General features: G+C 38.9%; 20 protein-coding genes, 1 pseudogene and 1 riboswitch. Of the genes and pseudogenes, 16 read left to right on the top strand and 5 right to left on the bottom strand.

The window, feature by feature from the left end; genetic code table 11:
- The first annotated feature begins 63 nt into the window (after window positions 1–63).
- Together RWU19_RS05120 and pepF are read left to right on the top strand one after the other, a co-directional pair.
- Window positions 64–1,061: pseudogene (locus tag RWU19_RS05120) on the top strand (competence protein CoiA).
- 176 nt (window positions 1,062–1,237) lie between these two features.
- A complete protein-coding gene (pepF, locus tag RWU19_RS05115; protein ID WP_002315655.1) occupies window positions 1,238–3,046 on the top strand; it encodes an oligoendopeptidase F in 1,809 nt (602 codons plus the stop codon).
- 71 nt (window positions 3,047–3,117) lie between these two features.
- On the opposite strand, the gene RWU19_RS05110 is transcribed toward pepF, so the two are convergent.
- Both RWU19_RS05110 and RWU19_RS05105 read right to left on the bottom strand, forming a co-directional pair.
- A complete protein-coding gene (locus tag RWU19_RS05110; RefSeq protein WP_002315656.1) occupies window positions 3,118–3,795 on the bottom strand; it encodes a ClpXP adapter SpxH family protein in 678 nt (225 codons plus the stop codon).
- 117 nt (window positions 3,796–3,912) lie between these two features.
- Entirely contained in the window at window positions 3,913–4,488 is a 576-nt protein-coding gene (locus RWU19_RS05105) for a CYTH domain-containing protein (RefSeq protein WP_123837687.1), read from the bottom strand.
- Between the two features lie 130 nt (window positions 4,489–4,618).
- On the opposite strand from RWU19_RS05105, the gene RWU19_RS05100 reads away from it, so the two are divergent.
- The 4 genes from RWU19_RS05100 to mgtE are packed head-to-tail and all read left to right on the top strand — an operon-like array spanning window position 4,619 to window position 8,378.
- On the top strand, window positions 4,619–5,326 hold the full coding sequence (locus RWU19_RS05100; protein WP_002309982.1) for a GTP pyrophosphokinase family protein: 708 nt from the start codon (window positions 4,619–4,621) through the stop codon (window positions 5,324–5,326).
- On the top strand, window positions 5,301–6,098 hold the full coding sequence (locus RWU19_RS05095) for an NAD kinase (RefSeq protein WP_002315658.1): 798 nt from the start codon (window positions 5,301–5,303) through the stop codon (window positions 6,096–6,098). Before RWU19_RS05100 ends, RWU19_RS05095 begins: the two co-directional genes overlap by 26 nt.
- Before the next feature lies 1 nt (window position 6,099).
- Complete coding sequence (locus RWU19_RS05090; protein ID WP_002335218.1) at window positions 6,100–6,999, top strand: RluA family pseudouridine synthase; 900 nt, start codon at window positions 6,100–6,102, stop codon at window positions 6,997–6,999.
- A 17-nt stretch (window positions 7,000–7,016) separates the two neighbouring features.
- Complete coding sequence (gene mgtE, locus RWU19_RS05085) at window positions 7,017–8,378, top strand: magnesium transporter (protein WP_002315660.1); 1,362 nt, start codon at window positions 7,017–7,019, stop codon at window positions 8,376–8,378.
- A gap of 59 nt (window positions 8,379–8,437) precedes the next feature.
- Here mgtE and RWU19_RS05080 read toward each other — a convergent pair whose 3' ends face one another.
- Window positions 8,438–9,079 (bottom strand): copper homeostasis protein CutC, encoded by a 642-nt coding sequence (locus RWU19_RS05080; RefSeq protein ID WP_002309986.1) that lies wholly within the window; start codon window positions 9,077–9,079, stop codon window positions 8,438–8,440.
- A gap of 108 nt (window positions 9,080–9,187) precedes the next feature.
- Between RWU19_RS05080 and RWU19_RS05075 the strand changes: the two genes are divergently transcribed.
- The 4 genes from RWU19_RS05075 to RWU19_RS05060 all read left to right on the top strand — a co-directional run bounded on the left by RWU19_RS05075 (window position 9,188) and on the right by RWU19_RS05060 (window position 14,076).
- Window positions 9,188–10,054: a methyltransferase domain-containing protein gene (locus tag RWU19_RS05075; RefSeq protein ID WP_002315661.1), complete on the top strand. Its 867-nt coding sequence runs from the start codon at window positions 9,188–9,190 to the stop codon at window positions 10,052–10,054.
- A gap of 220 nt (window positions 10,055–10,274) precedes the next feature.
- The gene (gene trmL, locus RWU19_RS05070; RefSeq protein ID WP_002328916.1) at window positions 10,275–10,778 is read left to right on the top strand and encodes a tRNA (uridine(34)/cytosine(34)/5-carboxymethylaminomethyluridine(34)-2'-O)-methyltransferase TrmL; all 504 of its coding nucleotides are present in this window, start codon (window positions 10,275–10,277) and stop codon (window positions 10,776–10,778) included.
- A gap of 48 nt (window positions 10,779–10,826) precedes the next feature.
- The gene (locus tag RWU19_RS05065; RefSeq protein ID WP_024635131.1) at window positions 10,827–11,486 is read left to right on the top strand and encodes a histidine phosphatase family protein; all 660 of its coding nucleotides are present in this window, start codon (window positions 10,827–10,829) and stop codon (window positions 11,484–11,486) included.
- Between the two features lie 19 nt (window positions 11,487–11,505).
- Window positions 11,506–14,076 (top strand): ATP-dependent RecD-like DNA helicase, encoded by a 2,571-nt coding sequence (locus RWU19_RS05060; protein WP_002315664.1) that lies wholly within the window; start codon window positions 11,506–11,508, stop codon window positions 14,074–14,076.
- A 231-nt stretch (window positions 14,077–14,307) separates the two neighbouring features.
- Here RWU19_RS05060 and RWU19_RS05055 read toward each other — a convergent pair whose 3' ends face one another.
- Window positions 14,308–15,270 (bottom strand): diacylglycerol/lipid kinase family protein, encoded by a 963-nt coding sequence (locus tag RWU19_RS05055; protein ID WP_086323010.1) that lies wholly within the window; start codon window positions 15,268–15,270, stop codon window positions 14,308–14,310.
- Between the two features lie 540 nt (window positions 15,271–15,810).
- Window positions 15,811–15,857, top strand: a riboswitch (PreQ1 riboswitch).
- A gap of 12 nt (window positions 15,858–15,869) precedes the next feature.
- Here RWU19_RS05055 and RWU19_RS05050 point away from each other — a divergent pair.
- Window positions 15,870–16,373, top strand: coding sequence for a QueT transporter family protein (locus RWU19_RS05050; protein ID WP_002315666.1), 504 nt, complete (start codon window positions 15,870–15,872; stop codon window positions 16,371–16,373).
- Between the two features lie 55 nt (window positions 16,374–16,428).
- Here the strand turns inward: RWU19_RS05050 and cbpA are convergent, their stop codons facing one another.
- Window positions 16,429–17,073 (bottom strand): cyclic di-AMP binding protein CbpA, encoded by a 645-nt coding sequence (gene cbpA / locus RWU19_RS05045; protein ID WP_002315667.1) that lies wholly within the window; start codon window positions 17,071–17,073, stop codon window positions 16,429–16,431.
- A 161-nt stretch (window positions 17,074–17,234) separates the two neighbouring features.
- Here cbpA and rpmG point away from each other — a divergent pair, with 161 nt between their 5' ends.
- The 5 genes from rpmG to RWU19_RS05020 all read left to right on the top strand — a co-directional run bounded on the left by rpmG (window position 17,235) and on the right by RWU19_RS05020 (window position 20,380).
- Window positions 17,235–17,387, top strand: a complete 153-nt coding sequence (gene rpmG, locus RWU19_RS05040; RefSeq protein ID WP_002294578.1) for a 50S ribosomal protein L33 — start codon at window positions 17,235–17,237, stop codon at window positions 17,385–17,387.
- A 20-nt stretch (window positions 17,388–17,407) separates the two neighbouring features.
- Entirely contained in the window at window positions 17,408–17,578 is a 171-nt protein-coding gene (secE, locus tag RWU19_RS05035; protein WP_002309994.1) for a preprotein translocase subunit SecE, read from the top strand.
- 100 nt (window positions 17,579–17,678) lie between these two features.
- Window positions 17,679–18,224 (top strand): transcription termination/antitermination protein NusG, encoded by a 546-nt coding sequence (nusG, locus tag RWU19_RS05030; RefSeq protein WP_002294580.1) that lies wholly within the window; start codon window positions 17,679–17,681, stop codon window positions 18,222–18,224.
- A 58-nt stretch (window positions 18,225–18,282) separates the two neighbouring features.
- Window positions 18,283–19,188, top strand: coding sequence for an alpha/beta fold hydrolase (locus RWU19_RS05025; protein ID WP_123837685.1), 906 nt, complete (start codon window positions 18,283–18,285; stop codon window positions 19,186–19,188).
- Window positions 19,189–19,279: 91 nt separating this feature from the next.
- Window positions 19,280–20,380, top strand: coding sequence for a lactate oxidase (locus RWU19_RS05020; protein ID WP_123837684.1), 1,101 nt, complete (start codon window positions 19,280–19,282; stop codon window positions 20,378–20,380).
- Window positions 20,381–20,382 lie beyond the last annotated feature (2 nt).

Here is a 20,382-nt window from a genome sequence, read left to right as displayed (position 1 = left end):
ATCGATATGGCTCTTTTTCGTGTAAATAAATTGCTAGACGTAAATAAGTTCAGAGGGAGAAAAATGCTGCTTGCGATGAATGAATATCATGAATGCTGTTCTGCTAAATATGCAGAAAAAGAGAAAACGTATTATTGTCGTAGTTGTCGGAAAAGAGTGGTTTTGAAAAGGGGAAAGAAAAAATGTGCTCATTTTGCCCATCGAAAAACCGACAACTGTTCGGTTTTTAGTGAGGGGGAATCAGAAGAACACTTGCAGTTAAAGGAATATTTCATGGATTGGCTGGGACAGTCAGCAGAACCTGCATTTTTGGAAGCCTATTTGCCAAGATTGAGGCAGAGACCAGATATTTTATTGGCTAATCTAGCATTAGAAATCCAATGTTCTAGATTGTCTCATCAGAGATTTGTTGAAAGAACCAAAAGTTATTTGAACAACGGTTACCAAGTATGGTGGATACTTGGTCATTCTTTTCTTGGACAGCGGCAATTTTCATTGATAGAAAAAAGTTGCTGCTATTATAATAGAAAAAGGGGGGTACATTGCTGGAAAGCTGACCTTAAGAACCAAAAACTTTATTTATATCATCATATTACAGAGACTGTATCAGGTCACATTTCTTTTTCAGTAGCTGCTGGACTTTTTCTGGTAATGATCTAAAAAAAATATTTACTAATAATGAGATCAAAATAAATCAGATGAAGAAAACAGACAGGTTAAGCGAGGATGGGAAGAAGTGGCTGGCGCGCCAGCTGATTTACAAACAAAAAAATACAGTATCCATACAAGAACAGTGCTACTTGCGTCACAAGCACCTTTTGTATCTATCACCGTGGATCTATCAAAACAGTCGGTTTTTCTTTTATTTACGAGAACAAGTTTTTCTTTATCGAATGTTGTACGAAGAATCCTTAAAACAACAGAAAGTACCTGATTTCAGCTCATGGTTTTGCCAAGTAAAAGAATATAAAATGCAGTGGCTTTTCCCTATGATTGAGGAAGAGATGGTCTATCGGCAATTTTTTGATGAATGCACACGTTTGTCCTCTTGGAAATTATAGTAAGTATAAAAATAGAACAGGAACCGGTTTTCTATGTAAAACAAGTTTCAGTTGTGCTAAAATTGATAGAAGCAGACACATAGATTAGTAGAAAAATCAGATGCTGTAACATGTGGATGTTAGACGAGGATCTATTTTGATAGACCGAGACAAAGGGATAAAAAGGAGTGGATTTCATGGAAGTAAAGCAGTTGCCAAAACGCGAAGAATTGCCTGAAAATTTAACTTGGGACTTGACCAAGATCTTTTCAAGCGACCAAGAATTTGATGAGAAGTATCTAGAATTATCAGAAAAGTTAAAAAAATCTGAAAAATACAAAGGAACACTTGATCAAGGCGCTTCTCAATTTCTTGATGCGATTGAATTTGTGTTGAGTGTTTATCGCCAAACTGAAATCATTTATGTCTATGCGCACCTTAAAAACGATCAAGATACTGGGAATACAGAATATCAAGCGCTTTATGCAAGAGCAAGTAGTTTGTTTTCAAAGGTTAGTGAAGCTGTTTCCTGGTTTGAACCAGAAATATTGCAGTTATCAGATGAACGGATTTGGCAATATTTCAAAGAAGAACCGAAGTTAGAAGTCTATCGTCACTATATCCAGCAAATAGTAGATAATCGTGCCCATGTTTTATCTGCCGATCAGGAATCGCTTCTTGCAGGAGCAGGTGAAATCTTTGAGGCTTCAAGTGATACATTTGCTGTTTTGAATAATGCAGATTTAGTTTTCCCAACGATCGAAGGAGAGAATGGTGAAAAAGTCCAATTATCTCATGGCGTGTACGGTCAGTTGCTAGAAAGCACGGATCGAAGTGTTCGCGAAGCCGCATTTAAAGGGTTGTACAGTGTTTATGAACAATTTAGAAATACGTTTGCTTCTACTTTAAGTACGCATATAAAAGGACATAATTTTAAAGCAAAAGTTCGTAATTACAGCTCTGCCAGAGAAGCATCTTTGAGCAATAATCATATTCCTGAAAGTGTATACGACACTTTGGTAGCCGTGGTAAACAAGCATTTGCCTTTGCTGCATCGATATATGGAATTACGGAAACGTTTATTAGAAGTGGAAAAACTGCACATGTACGATCTTTATACACCGGTCTTAGGAGAAGCTCCAATCACCTTTACGTATGAAGAAGCAAAAGAGAAAGCTTTGGAAGCACTGAAGCCAATGGGTGAAGAGTACATGACTATTGTAGAAAAAGCATTCTCTGAACGTTGGATCGATGTTGTCGAAAATAAAGGAAAACGAAGTGGTGCCTATTCTTCGGGAAGCTATGACACAAATCCATATATTTTATTGAATTGGCATGATACATTGGATCAGCTGTTTACGCTTGTCCACGAAATGGGACATAGTGTCCACAGTTATTTCACACGGTCGAACCAACCTTATGTATACGGTGACTACTCCATCTTTTTAGCAGAAATTGCTTCGACAACGAACGAAAATATCCTAACAGAATATTTATTGGAAACAGAAAAAGACCCTCGTGTCCGGGCTTATGTGCTCAACCATTACTTGGATGGATTTAAAGGAACAGTTTTCCGCCAGACACAATTTGCTGAATTCGAGCACTTCATGCATACGGAAGATGAAAAAGGTGTGCCATTGACTAGTGAATATCTAAGTGATAGTTATGGTAAATTGAATGCAAAATATTATGGTCCGGCAGTCGAAGAAGATCCAGAAATCAAATTTGAATGGTCACGGATCCCGCATTTTTACTATAATTACTATGTCTTCCAATACTCGACTGGTTTTTCTGCTGCTTCAGCGTTGGCGAAAAGAATACTCAGTCAGGAACCAGATGCGCTAGAGAACTATTTGGCTTATCTAAAAGCTGGTAACAGTGATTATCCTGTTGAAGTGATGAAAAAAGCAGGAGTAGATATGACACAGGCTGCGTATATCGAAGATGCAATGTCGATGTTTGAACAACGACTAAACGAATTAGAAGAATTGATTGATCGTTTATAAGATTTTTGATTTTTTCGAATAGAAACGAAAAAAATACGTCGGCTCTCTTGTAAGGGAGTCGACGCATTTTTTTAATTAGAAAGCAAGTGTAAATGGCTAGTTCGTGAATGGAACTGAGAATCATTTGTATGTAAATGTTCACCATTAAAAACTTGATACGAGTTATCTGTTGTTTTACACAGCTCTTTGATTCTCCAAAGGCTGCTGGTGCCTTCTACTTCTACTAAAACACCAAAATCACGATCGCAAGCGTAATTGTAAACGACTGCGGAAGGATGTTTCGTGATGCCCATTTCCCGAGCAATTTTTTGATCGGAAAAGAATACTTCTTTAACAAAGTCAGATTGCCGATCTTCTTTAAACATATTCAAATCGCCGCCAATCTCTTCAAATATCGATTCAGCAAGTGCACGAGAATATGGTATGTTATTGCAGCCGACTGCTTCTTGCAGTTTGATCAAAAAACGGCGGCCTTTTTTCTTTCCTTGGAATTGAGCCGCTTTGCAGTCTAATGCGGCAGAATAAGTCGTTGAGAATAAGTGGTTGCGTTTCTCAAGATTGTTTTGAGAAATTCCTTTTTGTTGCATGACATCCCCAATTGTCTGCAAATTGACCAAAGGAAGAAAGCGAAATTGCATCTTTTCTTTTGATGGTGTTCCGTACTCTTCTTCAATAAATTGTAATAACTGTTGCTCCATTTCGAAACAATATTCCCCTAAAGGATTAACAAATAAATAGATTTCGATCATATGAATCTCCCCCAAAATAGATTCTATACAACTAGTGACTAGATTCTTTCACATCCTATAACTTAACAGAAAAAAGTAAAAAAATGAACTCAAGTGCCTTGTGAAAATGAAAGGTTTCTAATTTTTAGCTTCAAGCATACGTTGGATTTTGTTCTTAGCAGGACGATAAGACAAAGAAAAACGTTTTAAAAAATTTATAAAAGCAATTTTTCCTGCAGATGCATCCCCTACCTCTAGTTCTAGTTCAAAATCGTGAAGATTGTCTCCCCAGCTTTCATCGATAGCTAAAAGTCCTTCTTCAATAGGGAACTCAGCCCGTTTTGTTGTAAGCTTTCCTGTTTGGATCAATGAAGCAGGATCGATATTCAAATCAGAAAGTTTTTGAAAAACTGCGCCCGAGCGAGGCAAACGTTTTTGAAAGATGAATGCTTCTGCTTCTTCTGTTACAAAGGTATCCGTCGTTTCGAGACGTCCTTCCTCAGCAGGTGTTTTTAATGTATATTCAGCTTGATGACCAACGAAACGGATTCGTAGGCCACAATTTTGTTTCTTCAGCTGTTCATCAACGGTATCGAAGTAAATATTAGTCTGTACACGGAAATCTTTATCTGTTAATTGATAGTGAGCGATGAATATCTCGTACTCTTGCTTTGTCAGCATAGATTTATATTCGATTTCAAGCATTTGCGTCATTTGATCGACTCCTTTTTGTCTATTCTGCCTAATTTTCTTTTTTTGGTCAATGCATAAATCAAGAGTACGAAAAAACTTTGCATATATGGTAGAATAAACAATGAATGTTAATGAAGTAGAGGTATCAGCTATGGAACGAGATTGGGAAGCATTTTTAGCACCATATGAACAAACTGTATCAGAATTGAAAGTGAAACTGCGGGGAATCCGTAAACAGTTTCGTGAACAAAATCGTCATGTTCCAATTGAATTTGTCACTGGGAGAGTCAAACCAGTTGACAGCATCGTAACAAAGTCACAGTTACGTCATATTCCGATGGGACGCTTAGAAGAAGAAATGTCTGATATTGCCGGCTTAAGGATCATGTGTCAGTTTGTAGAAGATATCCATCAAGTTGTTGAGATTATCCGTAAAAGAAAAGACATGAAAGTTCTTCAAGAACGGGATTACATCACTAATAAGAAAGCAAGTGGCTACCGTTCGTATCATCTGGTGATCGAGTATCCTGTACAGTTGATCAGTGGTGAGAAGAAAATTTTGGCGGAAATCCAAATACGGACCCTTGCGATGAATTTCTGGGCAACGATCGAGCATTCACTGAATTATAAATATCAAGGCGTTTTTCCAGAAGAAATGAGTGAACGACTTCAGCGTGCGGCAGAAGCTGCGTATCAGCTGGATGAAGAGATGTCTAGTATCCGTGAAGAAATCCAAGAAGCACAGCGATTGTTCTCCCATGGAAGAGGAAAATCAGATGATGTCTACTATCGAACGCTTTTGAAGAAAGAAAGCGAAAGAGAGGAGGCAGGGGATGAAAGTAGCGATCGTTCACAATAAAGAAGCAAAGACCATAGAAGTGGCTGAGCGCTTGAACACACTATTAGAACAAGCTGGGATCCAGCGAGATGATCATGAACCAGAGTTGGTCATCTCAATTGGTGGAGATGGCACATTATTATCGGCATTTCATCACTACAGTCATTGTCTGAATGACGTGCGTTTCTTAGGCGTGCATACAGGTCATTTAGGGTTTTATACTGATTGGCGAGATTACGAGTTGGAAGAACTAGTAGACAGCTTGCGAACAAATCGGGAACAAAGTGTCAGCTATCCCTTGTTGGATGTTCGGATCAGTTATTTGGATGAAACGCCTGATCAGCATTTTTTAGCACTAAATGAATCAACGATTAAACGGGCCAATCGTACGATGGTAGCCGATGTATACATTAAAAATGAATTGTTTGAAAGTTTCAGAGGAGATGGGTTGACGATTTCTACACCCACTGGTTCGACTGCCTATAATAAAAGTGTCGGCGGCGCAGTGATCCATCCTAGTATCAATGCCTTTCAATTGGCTGAGATTGCTTCGCTGAATAATCGAGTGTTTCGTACTTTGGGTTCTCCGATCGTGATTGCCCATGATGAGTGGTTGGAAATAAAATTGGAAAATACAGAAGATTATCTTGTAACGGTTGATCAATTGAATGTCGCAAAAGCCGATATCCGTTCTATTTATTATCGAATAGCAGAAGAACGGATCCATTTTGCTTCTTATCGACATATGCATTTTTGGCATCGCGTGAAAGATGCCTTTATTGGTGAGGATTAATATGCAGTTTACATGGGATTATGAGAAAGATCATTCTCAGCAGGTAAAATATTTTTTAAAAGAAAAAGGGATCTCAAAAGGTCTGTTAGCGAAAATAAAATTTCAAGGCGGTCAAATCAAAGTCAATGATCAAGTAGAAAATGTCTTGTTTTCTCTAGCCAAGGATGATAAGGTAACCATTGTGATTCCTGCTGAAGGAGAACATGAAACCGTACTTTTGGACGAAACGCCGATCGATATCGTGTATGAAGATGAACATGTTCTGGTAGTAAACAAACCAGCAGGCGTTTCGTCCATTCCTGCCCAATACCATCCAAATGGGACAATGGCAAATCGTGTAAAAGCTTATTACAAAAAACAAGGGTACGAAAACCAAGTAATTCATGTAGTTACACGACTAGACCGTGATACGTCTGGCTTGATGCTTTTTGCCAAGCATGGGTTTGCGCACGCAAAATTAGACACGCAACTTCGTGAAAAGAAGTTTGTAAAAAAATATCAAGCATTAGTCAGTGGAATGCTTTCCAATTTATCGGCACATGGACATATCGATTTGCCGATTGCCCGAGATTATTCTTCGCTACTGAAGCGAATGGTCTCTGATGAAGGACGTTCTGCACAGACGGAGTACTGGATAGAGAAGCGACTAACAGAAATCGCGTTAGTTGATATCCAGCTGCATACAGGAAGGACACATCAAATAAGAGTTCATTTTTCCGCCATTGGCTGTGCACTGCTCGGTGATGATATGTATAGCGGACGAATGGATCTGGGAATAAAAAGACAAGCCCTTCATTGTTATGATCTGCGTTTTTACCACCCATTTACAGAAGAGCTGCTGGAGTTCAAGCAGCCTTTAGCCGCAGACATGGAGGCAGTTGTGAGACGGTTTGAAGAATAAGGCGAGGTGAGATTGGTTTGGATGAAAATCAAGAATTAGAGGAAAGATTTGCCCAGTTGACTCAAGATTTAAGGGAAAATAATATTCAGGCATTCAGAAACAGTTTTTTAGAGATGCATATCTATGAGCAGGGGCAATTCTACCAATCTCTTACAGAAGAGAACAGGCAGCTGATCTATTCCTATCTGTCGCCTAAAGAATTAGCGGATATGTTCGATGTGATTGAAGAAGATAACGAACATATGAAAGAATATCTGGATGAGATGCGTCCTAGCTATGCAGCGGATATGCTTTCTGAGATGTATACAGATAATGCTGTCGATTTGCTTAATACGTTAGATAAAAAGCAAATTGCTAAATATTTAAGTTTGATGTCTGCAGACGATGCCAGTGAAATCAAGGAATTGCTCCATTACGAAGACGAAACAGCTGGTGCAATCATGACTACTGAATTTGTTTCGATCGTAGCAAATCAAACCGTTCGCTCTGCGATGTATGTGCTGAAGAATGAAGCAGATGTTGCTGAAACAATTTATTACATCTATGTCGTTAATCAAGAAGGTCAACTAGTGGGGGTTATTTCTCTACGCGACCTAATCGTGAATGATGATGATGCTATGATTTCTGATCTGATGAGCGAGCGGGTGCTTTCAGTTCATGTAGGCGACGACCAAGAAGATGTGGCACAAACATTCAGGGATTATGACTTCTTAGCTCTTCCTGTCACCGATTATGATGATCATTTGTTGGGAATCGTCACAGTCGATGACATCATTGACGTTATTGATGATGAAGCTGCCAGCGATTATTCAGGACTTGCCGGGGTCAATGTGGAAGAAATCAATGAAAATCCAGTAAAGGCAGCATCTCGACGTTTGCCTTGGCTAATCACTCTGTTGTTTTTAGGTATGTCTACTGCTTCTTTGATCAGTCATTATGAAGACTTGGTAAGTGAAGCGAGCATTTTAGCGGTCTTCATTTCACTGATCACAGGAACAGCTGGTAATGCTGGAACCCAGTCGCTGGCTGTGGCTGTCCGTCGACTTGCAATCTCTGATGACAAAGATCACGGGTTTGTCCGACTTGTTTTGGCTGAAGTCTTGACCGGCGTCGTAACAGGAGCTGTTACAGGGATTACGATTTTTCTGATCGTGGGCTTTTGGAAACATAATTTTATCTTAGGGTTTGTGATAGGGATGGCCATGCTGTTTGCAATAACAGTGGCGAATCTTGCAGGTAGTTTGATTCCGATGCTGATGGATCGTCTAGGATTTGATCCAGCGGTAGCAAGCGGTCCATTTATCACGACCTTGAGTGATTTGACAAGTGTACTGATTTATTTCAATATTGCCTCTTTATTTATGGGGTATTTTATGTAAAAAGCAAAAACATTGGCAACAAGTATACTGCTTGTTGCCAATGTTTTTTGTTTATAAGATTATGGCTGAAGTTCAACGATTTTAGTTCCGTGGACTTCACTCACGTTTAATTCTTTAGCTACATGTGCTGCATTCGCTGCTGTTACGCCACCACCGGGCAAAATGATCAAACGGCCATCTGCATAGTCAATCAATTCTTTGAGCCGTGGGAAATGTTCTTCAATCGTTTGATCAGCAGGGCCGCCATGCGTCAAGATACGGTCAACACCGTGCGCTGCTAGCCAATCGATTGCTTCAAATTGCCGTTCTTCAGGAATACTATCAAAAGCCATATGGAAGGTGATCTGTACGCCTTCTGCGGTTTCGATCAATAGTTCCAATGCTTCTTCGTCTAGCCATCCTGAGGGAGTAAGACAACCAAAAACTACGCCATCCGTCCCTAATTTTTTTGCTTCAATCAAATCAGTATGCATAATTTTCAATTCGATATCGTTATAGACAAAATCGCCCCCTCTAGGACGGATAATCGTCATTACAGGGATATTTTTTTCCCCTGCGTAACTTAATGTTTCTTCGATCACACCAGTACTTGGGGTCGTTCCGCCGACCGCTAAGTTGTCACATAATTCGATTCGGTTAGCTCCTCTGGCAATTGCCAGAGGAATAGATGTGTAGTTTTCAGCACAAAATTCTTTGATCATCTGATCTTCTCCTTTGTCTTTCGCTTTCTTCTAGGCATTGTATCATATTTTTACCAGTTGCCAAAGTGAGCATCTAACGGTAAGATAAAACAGAAATGAGGGGGAACTATGTTAAAAAAAATTGACCGAGGACGACAGTTTTTGGCAGAAAAACATCAGCTGTTCCGCTGTCCAGTTTGCCAAGAAGAGGTAGAAAAGTCTGATAATGGCTTGATATGCAAAAAGAATCACCGTTTTGATCTGTCCAAAAAAGGAACACTTTACTTTTTATCCCACGCGGTTAAAACAGAATATGATCAAGAAATGTTCGTTCCAAGGCGTAGAATGATCCAATCAGGCATGTACCAGCCTGTTATTGAGACTATTGCACAGCATCTGCCTAATGAAGTCTCGCTATTAGATGTCGGCTGCGGAGAAGGAAGCTTCTTGAATGAACTTTCAAAATTGAAAAAGATTCAAACTGCTGTTGGATTTGATATTTCAAAAGAAGGGGTCTATGCAGCTACGGAACAATCTGTCGAGGCATTTTGGTGTGTAGCGGATTTGACCAATTTGCCATTTGCTGATCAGACATTTAACACGATCTTAAATATCTTTTCGCCTTCTCATTACCAAGAATTTCAACGTGTACTGTCAGAAGATGGAGAGGTGCTGAAGGTAGTGCCGCAAGAAAATTATTTAAAAGAACTGCGTCAGGCTTTTTATCCGAATCAACCTGAAAAGCAAAGTTATTCCAATGATCGTGTAGTCGCAAAGTTTACTGAATCGATGAAACTAACTGAACGTCAGCGTGTGACCTATGAATTTGAGATACCAGAAGAAAATCGAAAAGATCTTTTAGCAATGTCGCCCTTAGAGTGGCAAGTGGAGGAAGAAATCAAAGCAGACTTGTACAAGAATCCTTTGAATAAGATTACAATTGACATAGAATTATTAAAAGGAACTAAGAGAAAACGGTTTTCTAGTAGTTTTTAAAGAGTAGAGGTTGCAAAAGTAAGTTGAGGGTGTTATAGTAGCAACAAGTTGTTTTTTCATTGGTTTTTATCAGGTTCCTGTTCTGATAAAAGTTAGTGAGAAGAGCTTCACTAACGTAACGACTCGCAGTGACTGACACCGAGTTGATACGTTTTTTTTTATGCAAAAATCAAATTGTCAGAAAATAGAAACGAACATAAATATGAGAGGAATGATCCTGATGAATCATATCGTTTTATTCGAACCGTTAATACCTGCAAACACCGGAAATATTGCCCGTACGTGTGCGGCCACGAATACGCCGCTTCATTTAATTGAGCCCCTAGGTTTTTCAACGGATGACAAACACCTGAAACGAGCAGGGTTAGATTATTGGAATGATGTAAATATTACTTATCACAGTGATTTAGAAGCTTTTTTAGCATTTTTAGGTGATCGTAAACTACACTTGATCTCAAAATTTGCCCATAAGGTATACAGTGAAGAAAATTTTGCTGATGGAGAAGAGCACTTCTTTTTATTTGGAAAGGAAACAACTGGCTTGCCAGAAGCGTTTATGCGCGAAAACGAGGAAAAGTGTTTGCGCATCCCTATGAATGATGAGCATGTTCGTTCATTGAATTTATCGAATACAGCTGCAATGATTGTGTACGAAGCACTTCGTCAGCAAGGATTCCCTAATTTAGAATTAACGCACCATTATGAAAATGACAAGCTGGATTAGACAGTTTATTATATAGTAAAATAAAAGAAAGACAGGAGTTTGCTGCGTATGGAACTATATTTTACCCGACATGGGAAGACACAATGGAATCAGGAAAGACGTTTTCAAGGGAGCAATGGCGATTCTCCGCTTTTGCCTCAAAGTTATGAAGAAATCAAAGCATTTGGGAAAAAAGTAAAATATGTTCCTTTTAAAGCAATTTATTCCAGTACAGCAAAACGAGCACGCGATACAGCAGAAGGTATCAATAAAGAGCTTGCTCGTCCGGTAGAGATTTTTTATACAGATAAACTGCGAGAACTAGGGCTAGGTACTTTAGAAGGACAATCAATCGATGAAATGTATCAGAAATACCCAGAGAATCTGCCGAATTTGCGTAATCACTTAGATCTATATGATCCTTCTCCTTTTCATGGAGAAACGATTGAATCAGCAATCACACGTATTGAAACTGTTGTAGCGGATGCGGTTGCTCAACATAAAAACGGACCTCTTTTATTCGTAGGTCATGGGGCCTCATTAACTGCTGCCATTCAATGGATGACAGGGAAAGAGCTAAGTGAGTTGCGGGAAATGGGCGGTTTGTTCAATAGCAGCCTGACGATTTTAGAGACTGAAGAGCCTTGCAAATTATTGCCGTATGAACTGAAAGTATGGAACCAAACAGATTTTTTAGGAACTGAAACAGCACCAGAACCTTTACTATAGAAGAAGGAGGCGGCTTCCGATGCAGCCAGAAGAAATGCCTTATTTCGTTGGTACAGTTGCCGCGATTTTTTTTCAAAATCCTAGTAATTTTTACAAAGTGCTTTTGGTACACATCAGCGAAACCACAGCTGATTACCGTGAAAAAGAAATTGTAGTTACCGGAAGCTTTGGCGATATTCAAGAAAATGAGACCTATCGTTTTTATGGAGAACTAGTGGATCACCCTAAATACGGAAGACAACTTAAAGTCGAAAGATATGAGCAAGAAAAACCAACAACTGCGAATGGGATCGTAGCTTATCTTTCCAGCGAAAAATTCCCTGGGATCGGTAAGAAAACAGCAGAGAAAATCGTCGAGTTGCTGGGAGAAGATGCTATCGAAAAAATCATTGCTGATCCTTCGGTATTAAAACAAGTCTCTGGTTTAACTAAGCCAAAAAGAGAAATGCTTGCTGAAACGATTCGTCTAAATCACGGGATGGATCAAGTAATCATGGGATTGAATCGTTATGGATTCGGTAGTCAGTTAGCCTTCAGTATTTATCAGACCTATAAGAACGAGTCTTTGGATATCATCGAAGAAAATCCGTATCAGCTAGTCGAAGACATAGAAGGAATCGGGTTCAAACGTGCAGATAATCTAGCCGAACAAATCGGTATTGCAGCAGATTCACCTAGAAGAATCCGAGCAGCCATCTTGCATCAGATTTTTCAGCATGCTGTTCAAACAGGAGATACATACGTACCGGCGGAAACATTGCTTCAGCAAACCATCCGTATTTTAGAAACAAGTCGTCCAATCGAAATTCTGCCTGATCAGGTTGCTACTGTGATTATCCAGCTTGTTGAAGAAGGAAAAATCCAACAAGAAGAAACGAATCTTTACGAAAACAGTTTGTATTTTTCTGAATGGGGAATCGGCAATTCCATCCAACGTCTGCTCAGCCGTAAAAAAGAAATCCATTATCCTGAAAAAGAAGTGCAGAAAAATATTCGGCGTATCGAAAAAATATTCGGTATACAATATGGACCCTCGCAAGAACAAGCAATCGCTGAAGCCATCCGTTCTCCTCTATTTATTTTAACAGGAGGACCAGGTACGGGGAAAACTACTGTGATCAATGGGATCGTTAATCTTTTTGCAGAGTTGAATGGTCTGGAATTGGACCCGTCAAAATATACCCAAGAAATTTTTCCTATTCTGCTTGCAGCACCCACTGGCCGGGCAGCTAAACGAATGAATGAGACAACAGGTCTGCCTGCCAGCACAATCCATCGTTTACTTGGGCTGAATGGACGAGAAAAAACACCTTCAGTCAGCACGAAAGAATTAGAAGGCGGACTTTTGATCGTTGATGAGATGTCTATGGTCGATACATGGCTGGCTAACACATTATTCAAAGCGATTCCGACGAATATGCAAGTTATCCTAGTAGGAGATAAAGATCAGCTTCCTTCTGTCGGTCCTGGACAAGTGCTACATGACCTTTTGGAAATCGAACAAATTCCTAAAATGGAACTCAATCAGATCTATCGACAAGGTGATGGTTCTAGTATTATTCCTCTTGCCCATGAAATCAAAGAAGGGCGTCTACCAAAAGATTTCACAAAGAATCAAAAAGATCGTTCCTATTTCCGAAGCGACGCGTATCAAATTGAACCCCTGATCTCTAAAATTGTGGAAAAGGCGAAAAATAAGGGATTCCGTGCACAAGATATCCAAGTATTAGCACCAATGTATCGGGGACCTGCAGGAATCGATGCGTTAAATAAAATGATGCAGGAGATATTCAATCCAGGGAGACCTGGGAAAAAGGAAGTGCATTGGAACGACACCGTTTATCGGATAGGAGACAAAGTACTCCAGTTAGTCAATACTCCTGAATTGAATGTATTCAATGGGGATATGGGAGAAATCACGGGGATTATCTTGGCAAAAGATTCGGAAGATAAAGTGGATGAATTAGTTATCCAGTTTGATGCAAATGAGGTCACTTATAAAAGAAACGAGTGGAATAAAATTACTCTTTCTTATTGTTGCTCGATCCATAAATCACAGGGCAGTGAATTCAAAATGGTCATTTTGCCCATGGTTCATCAATATCAGCGCATGCTTCAGCGTAATCTACTCTACACGGCGGTTACTCGGAGTAAGGAACTGTTGATTTTGTTAGGGGAAGAGCAAGCGTATGCCACTTGTGTAGCGAATGAATCGGCAAGCCGAATGACTACGTTGAAATCAAGAATCATCGATAATGAAAAAATGACTATCACTCTGCGGACAAAATTAGCAGCTTATGAAGATTCTTTGATTGGAAATGATCCATTTGAAGATGGGACCTATACGAAAGAGTCGCAGGACATAAAAGAACAGTTACCTATAAAAGACGACAGTGGAACGAATGAATCGAAAAACCAAGTAATGGAAACAGTGGAACCAGATCTGTTTTCTTCATCGATTGTGGAAGAAAAGAAAGAAGAGATAGAACCTGCTGTTCCTAAGGAGTTCGTTCTTACTGCAGAAGCGATTAATCAGAAATTAGTAGATCCAATGATTGGTATGGAAAACATTACACCGTATACATTATAAAAGAATCTGACGATACGGATGCGCTATTTATTGGCAATATTGATCACTTAAAAAGCGGATGTGACACGACTTGTGCCTCATCCGCTTTTTGAAATTATTCTTGGTGACTTGGAGTGAAATTGTAGGCTCTTCTTGATAAACGGTGTTCAAAAGCCGGTTTCTCGGTATGAAGACAAATTTTTGCAAAAATGCGAGCAACCGTTTCCGCAAAATTTTTCTTTATACTCGAAATTACTTGAAAAATAACTGGTTTTTTGTAGAAAATTGCAGATCAAAAGGACGAGGAGCGACATCTTCTCCATCTTCTTGACCATATTGCGGCGTTGTTGAAACAATTCGTAATCTGTTTGTTGTGTAGTGATGGAAATATTTCGATTTCAATTGTTTTTTCTGCATAAGTAAAAGGATAAGCCATATGATTTTAAAAATATTGATTCGTTCGACCATGACAAAATCAATGACTGGTTTAGACGCATCTGCAGTTGGAGCAATTGCGATTCCTCCTCCAAAAAAAGGATGCTTCGTTGCTGTACATAAAAATGCATTTGAAAAACTTAACTGCTTTCCTCCTGCATCCACTAGAATTGGAAATCCTTTTTGAGTAAATAAAGTCCGGAGAATAGAGAACAAATACGAAAAAGAACCTAAGTTGTATTTGTTCAATCGCTCTTTTGTAGAAGAATGATTTGTCGCGTGGACGATAGCTGCATCTAACCCAATACCGAAATTATTAACAGCTATTCCTTTTTTTTCACTTATTTTTTCTTCATAAGCCATTATATGGACTTTATCTGGTGATTGAGCTGCTAAAATCAGCTGAAGTGCTTTTTTAGGATTCTTGGAAAGTCCCGCTCCTCGAGCAAAATCATTTCCAGAGCCTGCTGGAATATAAGCAACAGGAAATTCAACTTCCATCTGATAGAAAGTATCAAGTACCTGATGCAAGGTACCGTCTCCTCCTACGATGATCAAAAGAGGGAAAGTTTCGATTGTTTCCTGTTCTTCTGTCCAAGGTACTAATGTTTCTTTTGCCAGAATTTCAGCAATCTCCGCATCATGTCCTTTGTATTCACTGTAATGAAGGGTATAGTCGACATGTTTATTTTTTAATACCGGCAAGATTTTTTCTGCTACTTTAAGGCCGTTTCCACTGCCTGCCGATGGATTGATCAATAAATGATAATGGAATTTCATATTTTCCTCCTGCTATTCAATAAAACAAGATATTTTAATCATCCTGTTTGCTGGTTAACCAATAATTAGCAAGCTTTTTCTATTTTTGGAATGAAAGAAACTTGTTTTTTACAAAAAAACACCTGTTACAAAATTAATTCTTGGTTATTATAGCAGAAGACTAGGAGAATGAAAAAGGTCTGGAGACCGAAAAACACAAAAAAGCCTAGCAAGCGCATCATCCATTACTTACGTAAGGAGAAGTTCCAAGGTTCGGTATGTCCACTTAGACCTTCAGCTGCCTGCTAGACTATTCTCTAGTAAGAGGTTGCTCAAATTCCCACATCCTTTTTTATTTATTTAAGTTTCACAACAATTCTGTTCGTGCAGAACCTACTTCGTCTGCTTTACTGGGAATTCTTATGACCCCTTACACTTATCTTATACCATATTTTGAGACCTTTGGCAAACGTTTACATTTTTGCTTATTTACTTTTTTCAAAAGTAGATAAGACAGATTGAAATAAATGAAAAGTCTGTTATAATTATTGTTTGTTTCACATAATCGCGGTTCATCAACCATCCCGCGTTAAAAAAACTAGGAGAAACGAGGAGAGAAAATGCAAAAAACGAAAAGCAGACAACGGTTGTCCGTAATCGTTGTAAATGGTATCGTCATGGCTCTTTATCTAGCGTTAACTATTTTAGTTGCGCCTGTATCCTCAGGGCCGATCCAGTTTCGTATTTCAGAAAGTTTGAATCATTTAGTTGTCTTTAACCGTAAATTACTTTGGGGAGTTTTGGGCGGGGTCATCGTCTATAATGCCTTCTTTGGATTTGGTATCATGGATGTGGTTTTCGGTGGTGGCCAAACATTGCTTTCTTTAGGTCTGACAGCTTTGTTGCAAAACAAAGTGAAAAATGTAAAGATGCGTTTAGTATTGAACACGATCTTCTTTACCATCAGCATGGGATTGATTGCTTATATGCTAGTTCCGACAGGTGGCCAAGCATTTTGGACAACCTATGGTACACTTGCATTAAGCGAGTTCATCATCATGGCTGTTTCAGCACCACTGATGTATTATTTAGATCGTTCGCTTGATTTTGAAAAGCGTGTCTAATTGTAAAAAAACGACAAAAGAAAGCAGCTGAGCTGTATTTCTTTTGTCGTTTTTATTATGCTTCTTGGTTTTGCAAATTTTCGATTTCTACCACTTTATAATTCTTTTTCTCTAAGTGGTTGACGATCGTTTCACATACTTTTGGTTCAGTGTTCGCCGGCAGCGTAATCAATGTACGTCGGATATATTCGTCTTTTTCAATATCAAGAGTAATGCAGCTGGCAATGCTACTGTGTTTTGAAATGATTTTTGCGATAGCAGCCAGATCTCCTTGCTTTCCTGTAGAAGCAATTGTCAGCACATAGCTTCCTTGTTCTACGCTCCAAGATTGGGAGAGCATATTAAGTAATGTGCTATGTGTCAAAATACCATAAAAATGATTTTCACTGTCAAGGACAGCAATATAAGGTAGCTCTTTGATCGTAAAGAATACTTTGAAGAAAGAAGTATCCAGATAAATGAACTTTGTGGCATTTTTCAAAAGATGAGTGACAGGAAGCGTCATATCACCGCCGTTTGCTTTATGACGATAGATGTGCATTTTGTAAATATTTCCACGGAAAATATTCCCTGAAGAATCTAAGATCGGCACACAACGGTATCCGGAAGTTTCTAAAATTTTTAATGCTTCTTCTAATGTACTAGTCTCTGTAACGGTTGTCAGATCTTTTTTCTTATATACAAGTGTTTTTAATAGCATCGCTATACCTCCAATTGTCTCATTTTAGCTTAATTTCAAATTAATCATATCATAATTTTATCTAAAACAATAGATAGTTTATTTCACAAATTGACAAGTAAAAAGTTACGTGATACTGTTATTAAGTATAAGTCTGATTCTCAGCAAGGGGGCAGAAGTAAATGGCAAAGAAAAAAGCAGCACTCGCTTGTTCCGTTTGTGGGTCTCGTAACTACACAAAATCAGTCAGTGAAGGAAAAAGCGGCGAACGTTTAGAAATCAACAAATTTTGTAAATATTGTAATCAATATACATTACATAAAGAAACGAAATAAACAGCAAAGGAGGATGTCTCATGAAATTTCTAAAAAGCGTAAAAGATGAAATCAAACAAGTAACTTGGCCAAACAGAAAACAACTTCGTAAAGATACGTTGGTAGTTATCGAAACTTCTATTCTTTTCGGGTTGATGTTTTACGTAATGGATACAGCAATCCAAAGTTTATTTGGCTGGATCTTAAAATAACTCGCTAGCCACAATGTGCTTTTAGTGCTATAATGAAGCGAAAGAAAAACTTCGGGTGTACTGAGGTTTTTTTATTTTACAATGAAATGAGGAGCCTTCAATGGAATCTTTTGAAAAAAACTGGTATGTCTTGCATACATATTCAGGATATGAAAACAAAGTAAAAGCAAATATCGAATCTCGTGCGCAAAGTATGAAAATGGCCGACTTTATTTTCCGTGTCGTTGTTCCTGAAGAAAAAGAAACAGAAGTCAAAAATGGGAAAGAAAAAGAAATCGTTCATAAAACATTTCCAGGATATGTTCTTGTTGAAATGATCATGACAGACGCTTCCTGGTATGTTGTCCGTAACACACCAGGCGTGACAGGATTCGTTGGTTCACACGGAGCTGGAAGCAAACCAGCACCACTACTTCCAGAAGAAGTCAATCATATCTTGCGTTCTATCGGCATGAGTCTACGACAAAATGATCTAGAAGTAGAAGTTGGCGAAGTTGTGAAAATCATCGAAGGCGCATTTGCTGGATTAGAAGGACAAGTAACAGAAGTTGACGGAGAAAAAGAAAAATTGAAAGTCAACATCGATATGTTTGGTCGTGAAACAAGTACAGAACTTGATTTCGATCAAGTAGATAAAATCGATTAATAAAGAGACTTGAAATGTCGATCATACGATTGACCTTTCAAGTCTTTCTTTTTTCTATATGGAAAGGAAGAGGCGAATGACAAATCAAATCAAAAATGTATGCAAACATGCGGCTACAGCAGCTTTAGTGCTTATCAGCTTGTTTGCGATAAGTGGTTGCCAGACGACGAAGACGAATACTACTGCAGTTTCTGATAAAGAAAAAACGGTAGAATCCAGTAAAGTGATAGAAAAAACCACTATTCCAACACTTTTTTTCCATGGCTACAGCGGGACAGAAAATTCCTTTAAAGGGATGTTGCAACGTTTGGAAAAAAATCAAAAAGCAGTAAAAGAATTAGTTTTAATAGTAGGAGCAGATGGACAAATACAAGCAGAAGGGGACTTGTCTGGAAAAGCAGACAATCCGATGGTCCAAGTATTGTTTGAAGATAATAAAAACAACGAGTGGAACCAAGCAGAATGGATCAAATCTTGTCTTTTGTATCTGAAAGAAAACGAGGGCATAGACAAAGTCAACATAGTGGGGCATTCCATGGGAGGAGTTAGTGCATTACGCTATTTAGGAACATATGGACAGGATACGTCATTGCCGCAAGTTCAGACATTTACGGCAATTGGTGCACCTTTTAATGATTTTGTCGATGACAGTGGGCAATCTCTGACAGAGGAGTTAGCAAAGGGGCCTGCTGTTGTTTCTAGCCGCTATCAAGATTATCAGCAAATGATCGGAAATATGCCTACAACTACTCGATTTTTCCTGATTGCCGGACAATTAGATGAAGCAGACTTGAGTGATGGGACAGTACCGTTAAACAGTGCATTAGCTGTCTATGCGTTGTTGAAACAACACGGAAATGAAGTAGAAGAAAAAATAGTAAAAGGCGAAAATGCCGCTCATAGTATGCTTCATGAAAACCAAGAAGTAGATCAGCTTGTTAGTCGATTTGTTTGGAACGAATAGCAAGAAAAGGATCCGAGAGTAAATGTTTGCTTACTTTTTGTAAGGATAGTATGATTTATATGTAATTAAGAAGATGAAAGAAGGATCTACTATGACTTATCATACAAGTAATGAAGAACATCCAATCGATATCGTAAACATTGCCTCACTAGAAGGTCTTGTAAAAGAGCGCATGGAAGCAGGAGCTTTTGGCTATATTCGCGGTGGTTCTGAAGATGAGTGGACGATGAAAGAAAATACGACTTCTTTTAATACAAAAAAAATCATGCCACGGATATTACGCGGAATCGACTCAGCAGATTTGCATACATCAGTTTTTGGAATTGAATTAGACACACCGATTATCCAAGCGCCATCAGCGGCCCAAGGATTGGCACATGAAAAAGGGGAAGCTGATACAGCTAAAGGGGTAGCTGCTGCTGGATCAATCTTTTCCATCAGCACTTATGCGAACACGACAATCAAAGATGCAGCAGATGCAGCGCCAGGTGCACCGCAGTTTTTCCAATTATATATGAGTAAAGACGATGGATTCAATGAGTTCATTTTGAAAAAAGCAGTAGAAGCAGGAGCTAAAGCCATCATTTTAACGGCAGATTCAACGCTCGGTGGTTACCGTGAAGAAGATGTGATCAATCAATTCCAATTTCCATTACCAATGCCTAATTTAGCTGCTTATAGCGAACAAAGTGCAAGTGGGAATGGCGAAGGAAAAGGAATTGCAGAAATTTATGCAGCTGCAAAACAAGGCTTGACACCAGATGACATCAAAACAATCAAAGAAATCACCAATCTTCCAGTCATCGTAAAAGGAATACAATCGCCAGAAGATGCAGTCATCGCTATCTCTGCAGGGGCAGATGGTATCTGGGTATCTAATCATGGGGGGCGACAATTAGACGGAGGTCCTGCTTCCTTTGAAGTATTGCCAAAAATTGCCGAAGTAGTCAATAAACGTGTACCAGTGATTTTCGACTCTGGCGTCCGTCGAGGAGAACATGTCTTTAAAGCTTTGGCAAGTGGTGCTGACTTAGTTGCGATTGGCCGACCAGTGATCTATGGATTGAATCTAGGTGGGGCAGAAGGGGTAACTTCTGTTTTTGAACACCTGAACAAAGAATTGTTGATCACGATGCAACTTGCAGGAACAAAAACGATTGATGAAGTAAAAAATACGAAATTGATGGATTAATA

This window comes from Enterococcus sp. 2STP (assembly GCF_032465635.1).
In the GTDB taxonomy this organism is placed as follows: domain Bacteria; phylum Bacillota; class Bacilli; order Lactobacillales; family Enterococcaceae; genus Enterococcus_B; species Enterococcus_B lactis.
Note: the sequence above shows the minus strand (reverse complement) of the source record. Positions and strands in the feature narration are given on the sequence as shown.

Excerpts from the sequence above, each read along its gene's own strand:
- pepF (WP_002315655.1), top strand. The coding sequence starts at position 1,238 with ATGGAAGTAAAGCAGTTGCCAAAACGCGAAGAATTGCCTGAAAATTTA.
- RWU19_RS05110 (WP_002315656.1), bottom strand. The coding sequence starts at position 3,795 with ATGATCGAAATCTATTTATTTGTTAATCCTTTAGGGGAATATTGTTTC.
- RWU19_RS05105 (WP_123837687.1), bottom strand. The coding sequence starts at position 4,488 with ATGACGCAAATGCTTGAAATCGAATATAAATCTATGCTGACAAAGCAA.
- RWU19_RS05100 (WP_002309982.1), top strand. The coding sequence starts at position 4,619 with ATGGAACGAGATTGGGAAGCATTTTTAGCACCATATGAACAAACTGTA.
- RWU19_RS05095 (WP_002315658.1), top strand. The coding sequence starts at position 5,301 with ATGAAAGTAGCGATCGTTCACAATAAAGAAGCAAAGACCATAGAAGTG.
- RWU19_RS05090 (WP_002335218.1), top strand. The coding sequence starts at position 6,100 with ATGCAGTTTACATGGGATTATGAGAAAGATCATTCTCAGCAGGTAAAA.
- RWU19_RS05080 (WP_002309986.1), bottom strand. The coding sequence starts at position 9,079 with ATGATCAAAGAATTTTGTGCTGAAAACTACACATCTATTCCTCTGGCA.
- RWU19_RS05075 (WP_002315661.1), top strand. The coding sequence starts at position 9,188 with ATGTTAAAAAAAATTGACCGAGGACGACAGTTTTTGGCAGAAAAACAT.
- trmL (WP_002328916.1), top strand. The coding sequence starts at position 10,275 with ATGAATCATATCGTTTTATTCGAACCGTTAATACCTGCAAACACCGGA.
- RWU19_RS05065 (WP_024635131.1), top strand. The coding sequence starts at position 10,827 with ATGGAACTATATTTTACCCGACATGGGAAGACACAATGGAATCAGGAA.
- RWU19_RS05060 (WP_002315664.1), top strand. The coding sequence starts at position 11,506 with ATGCAGCCAGAAGAAATGCCTTATTTCGTTGGTACAGTTGCCGCGATT.
- RWU19_RS05055 (WP_086323010.1), bottom strand. The coding sequence starts at position 15,270 with ATGAAATTCCATTATCATTTATTGATCAATCCATCGGCAGGCAGTGGA.
- RWU19_RS05050 (WP_002315666.1), top strand. The coding sequence starts at position 15,870 with ATGCAAAAAACGAAAAGCAGACAACGGTTGTCCGTAATCGTTGTAAAT.
- cbpA (WP_002315667.1), bottom strand. The coding sequence starts at position 17,073 with ATGCTATTAAAAACACTTGTATATAAGAAAAAAGATCTGACAACCGTT.
- rpmG (WP_002294578.1), top strand. The coding sequence starts at position 17,235 with ATGGCAAAGAAAAAAGCAGCACTCGCTTGTTCCGTTTGTGGGTCTCGT.
- secE (WP_002309994.1), top strand. The coding sequence starts at position 17,408 with ATGAAATTTCTAAAAAGCGTAAAAGATGAAATCAAACAAGTAACTTGG.
- nusG (WP_002294580.1), top strand. The coding sequence starts at position 17,679 with ATGGAATCTTTTGAAAAAAACTGGTATGTCTTGCATACATATTCAGGA.
- RWU19_RS05025 (WP_123837685.1), top strand. The coding sequence starts at position 18,283 with ATGGAAAGGAAGAGGCGAATGACAAATCAAATCAAAAATGTATGCAAA.
- RWU19_RS05020 (WP_123837684.1), top strand. The coding sequence starts at position 19,280 with ATGACTTATCATACAAGTAATGAAGAACATCCAATCGATATCGTAAAC.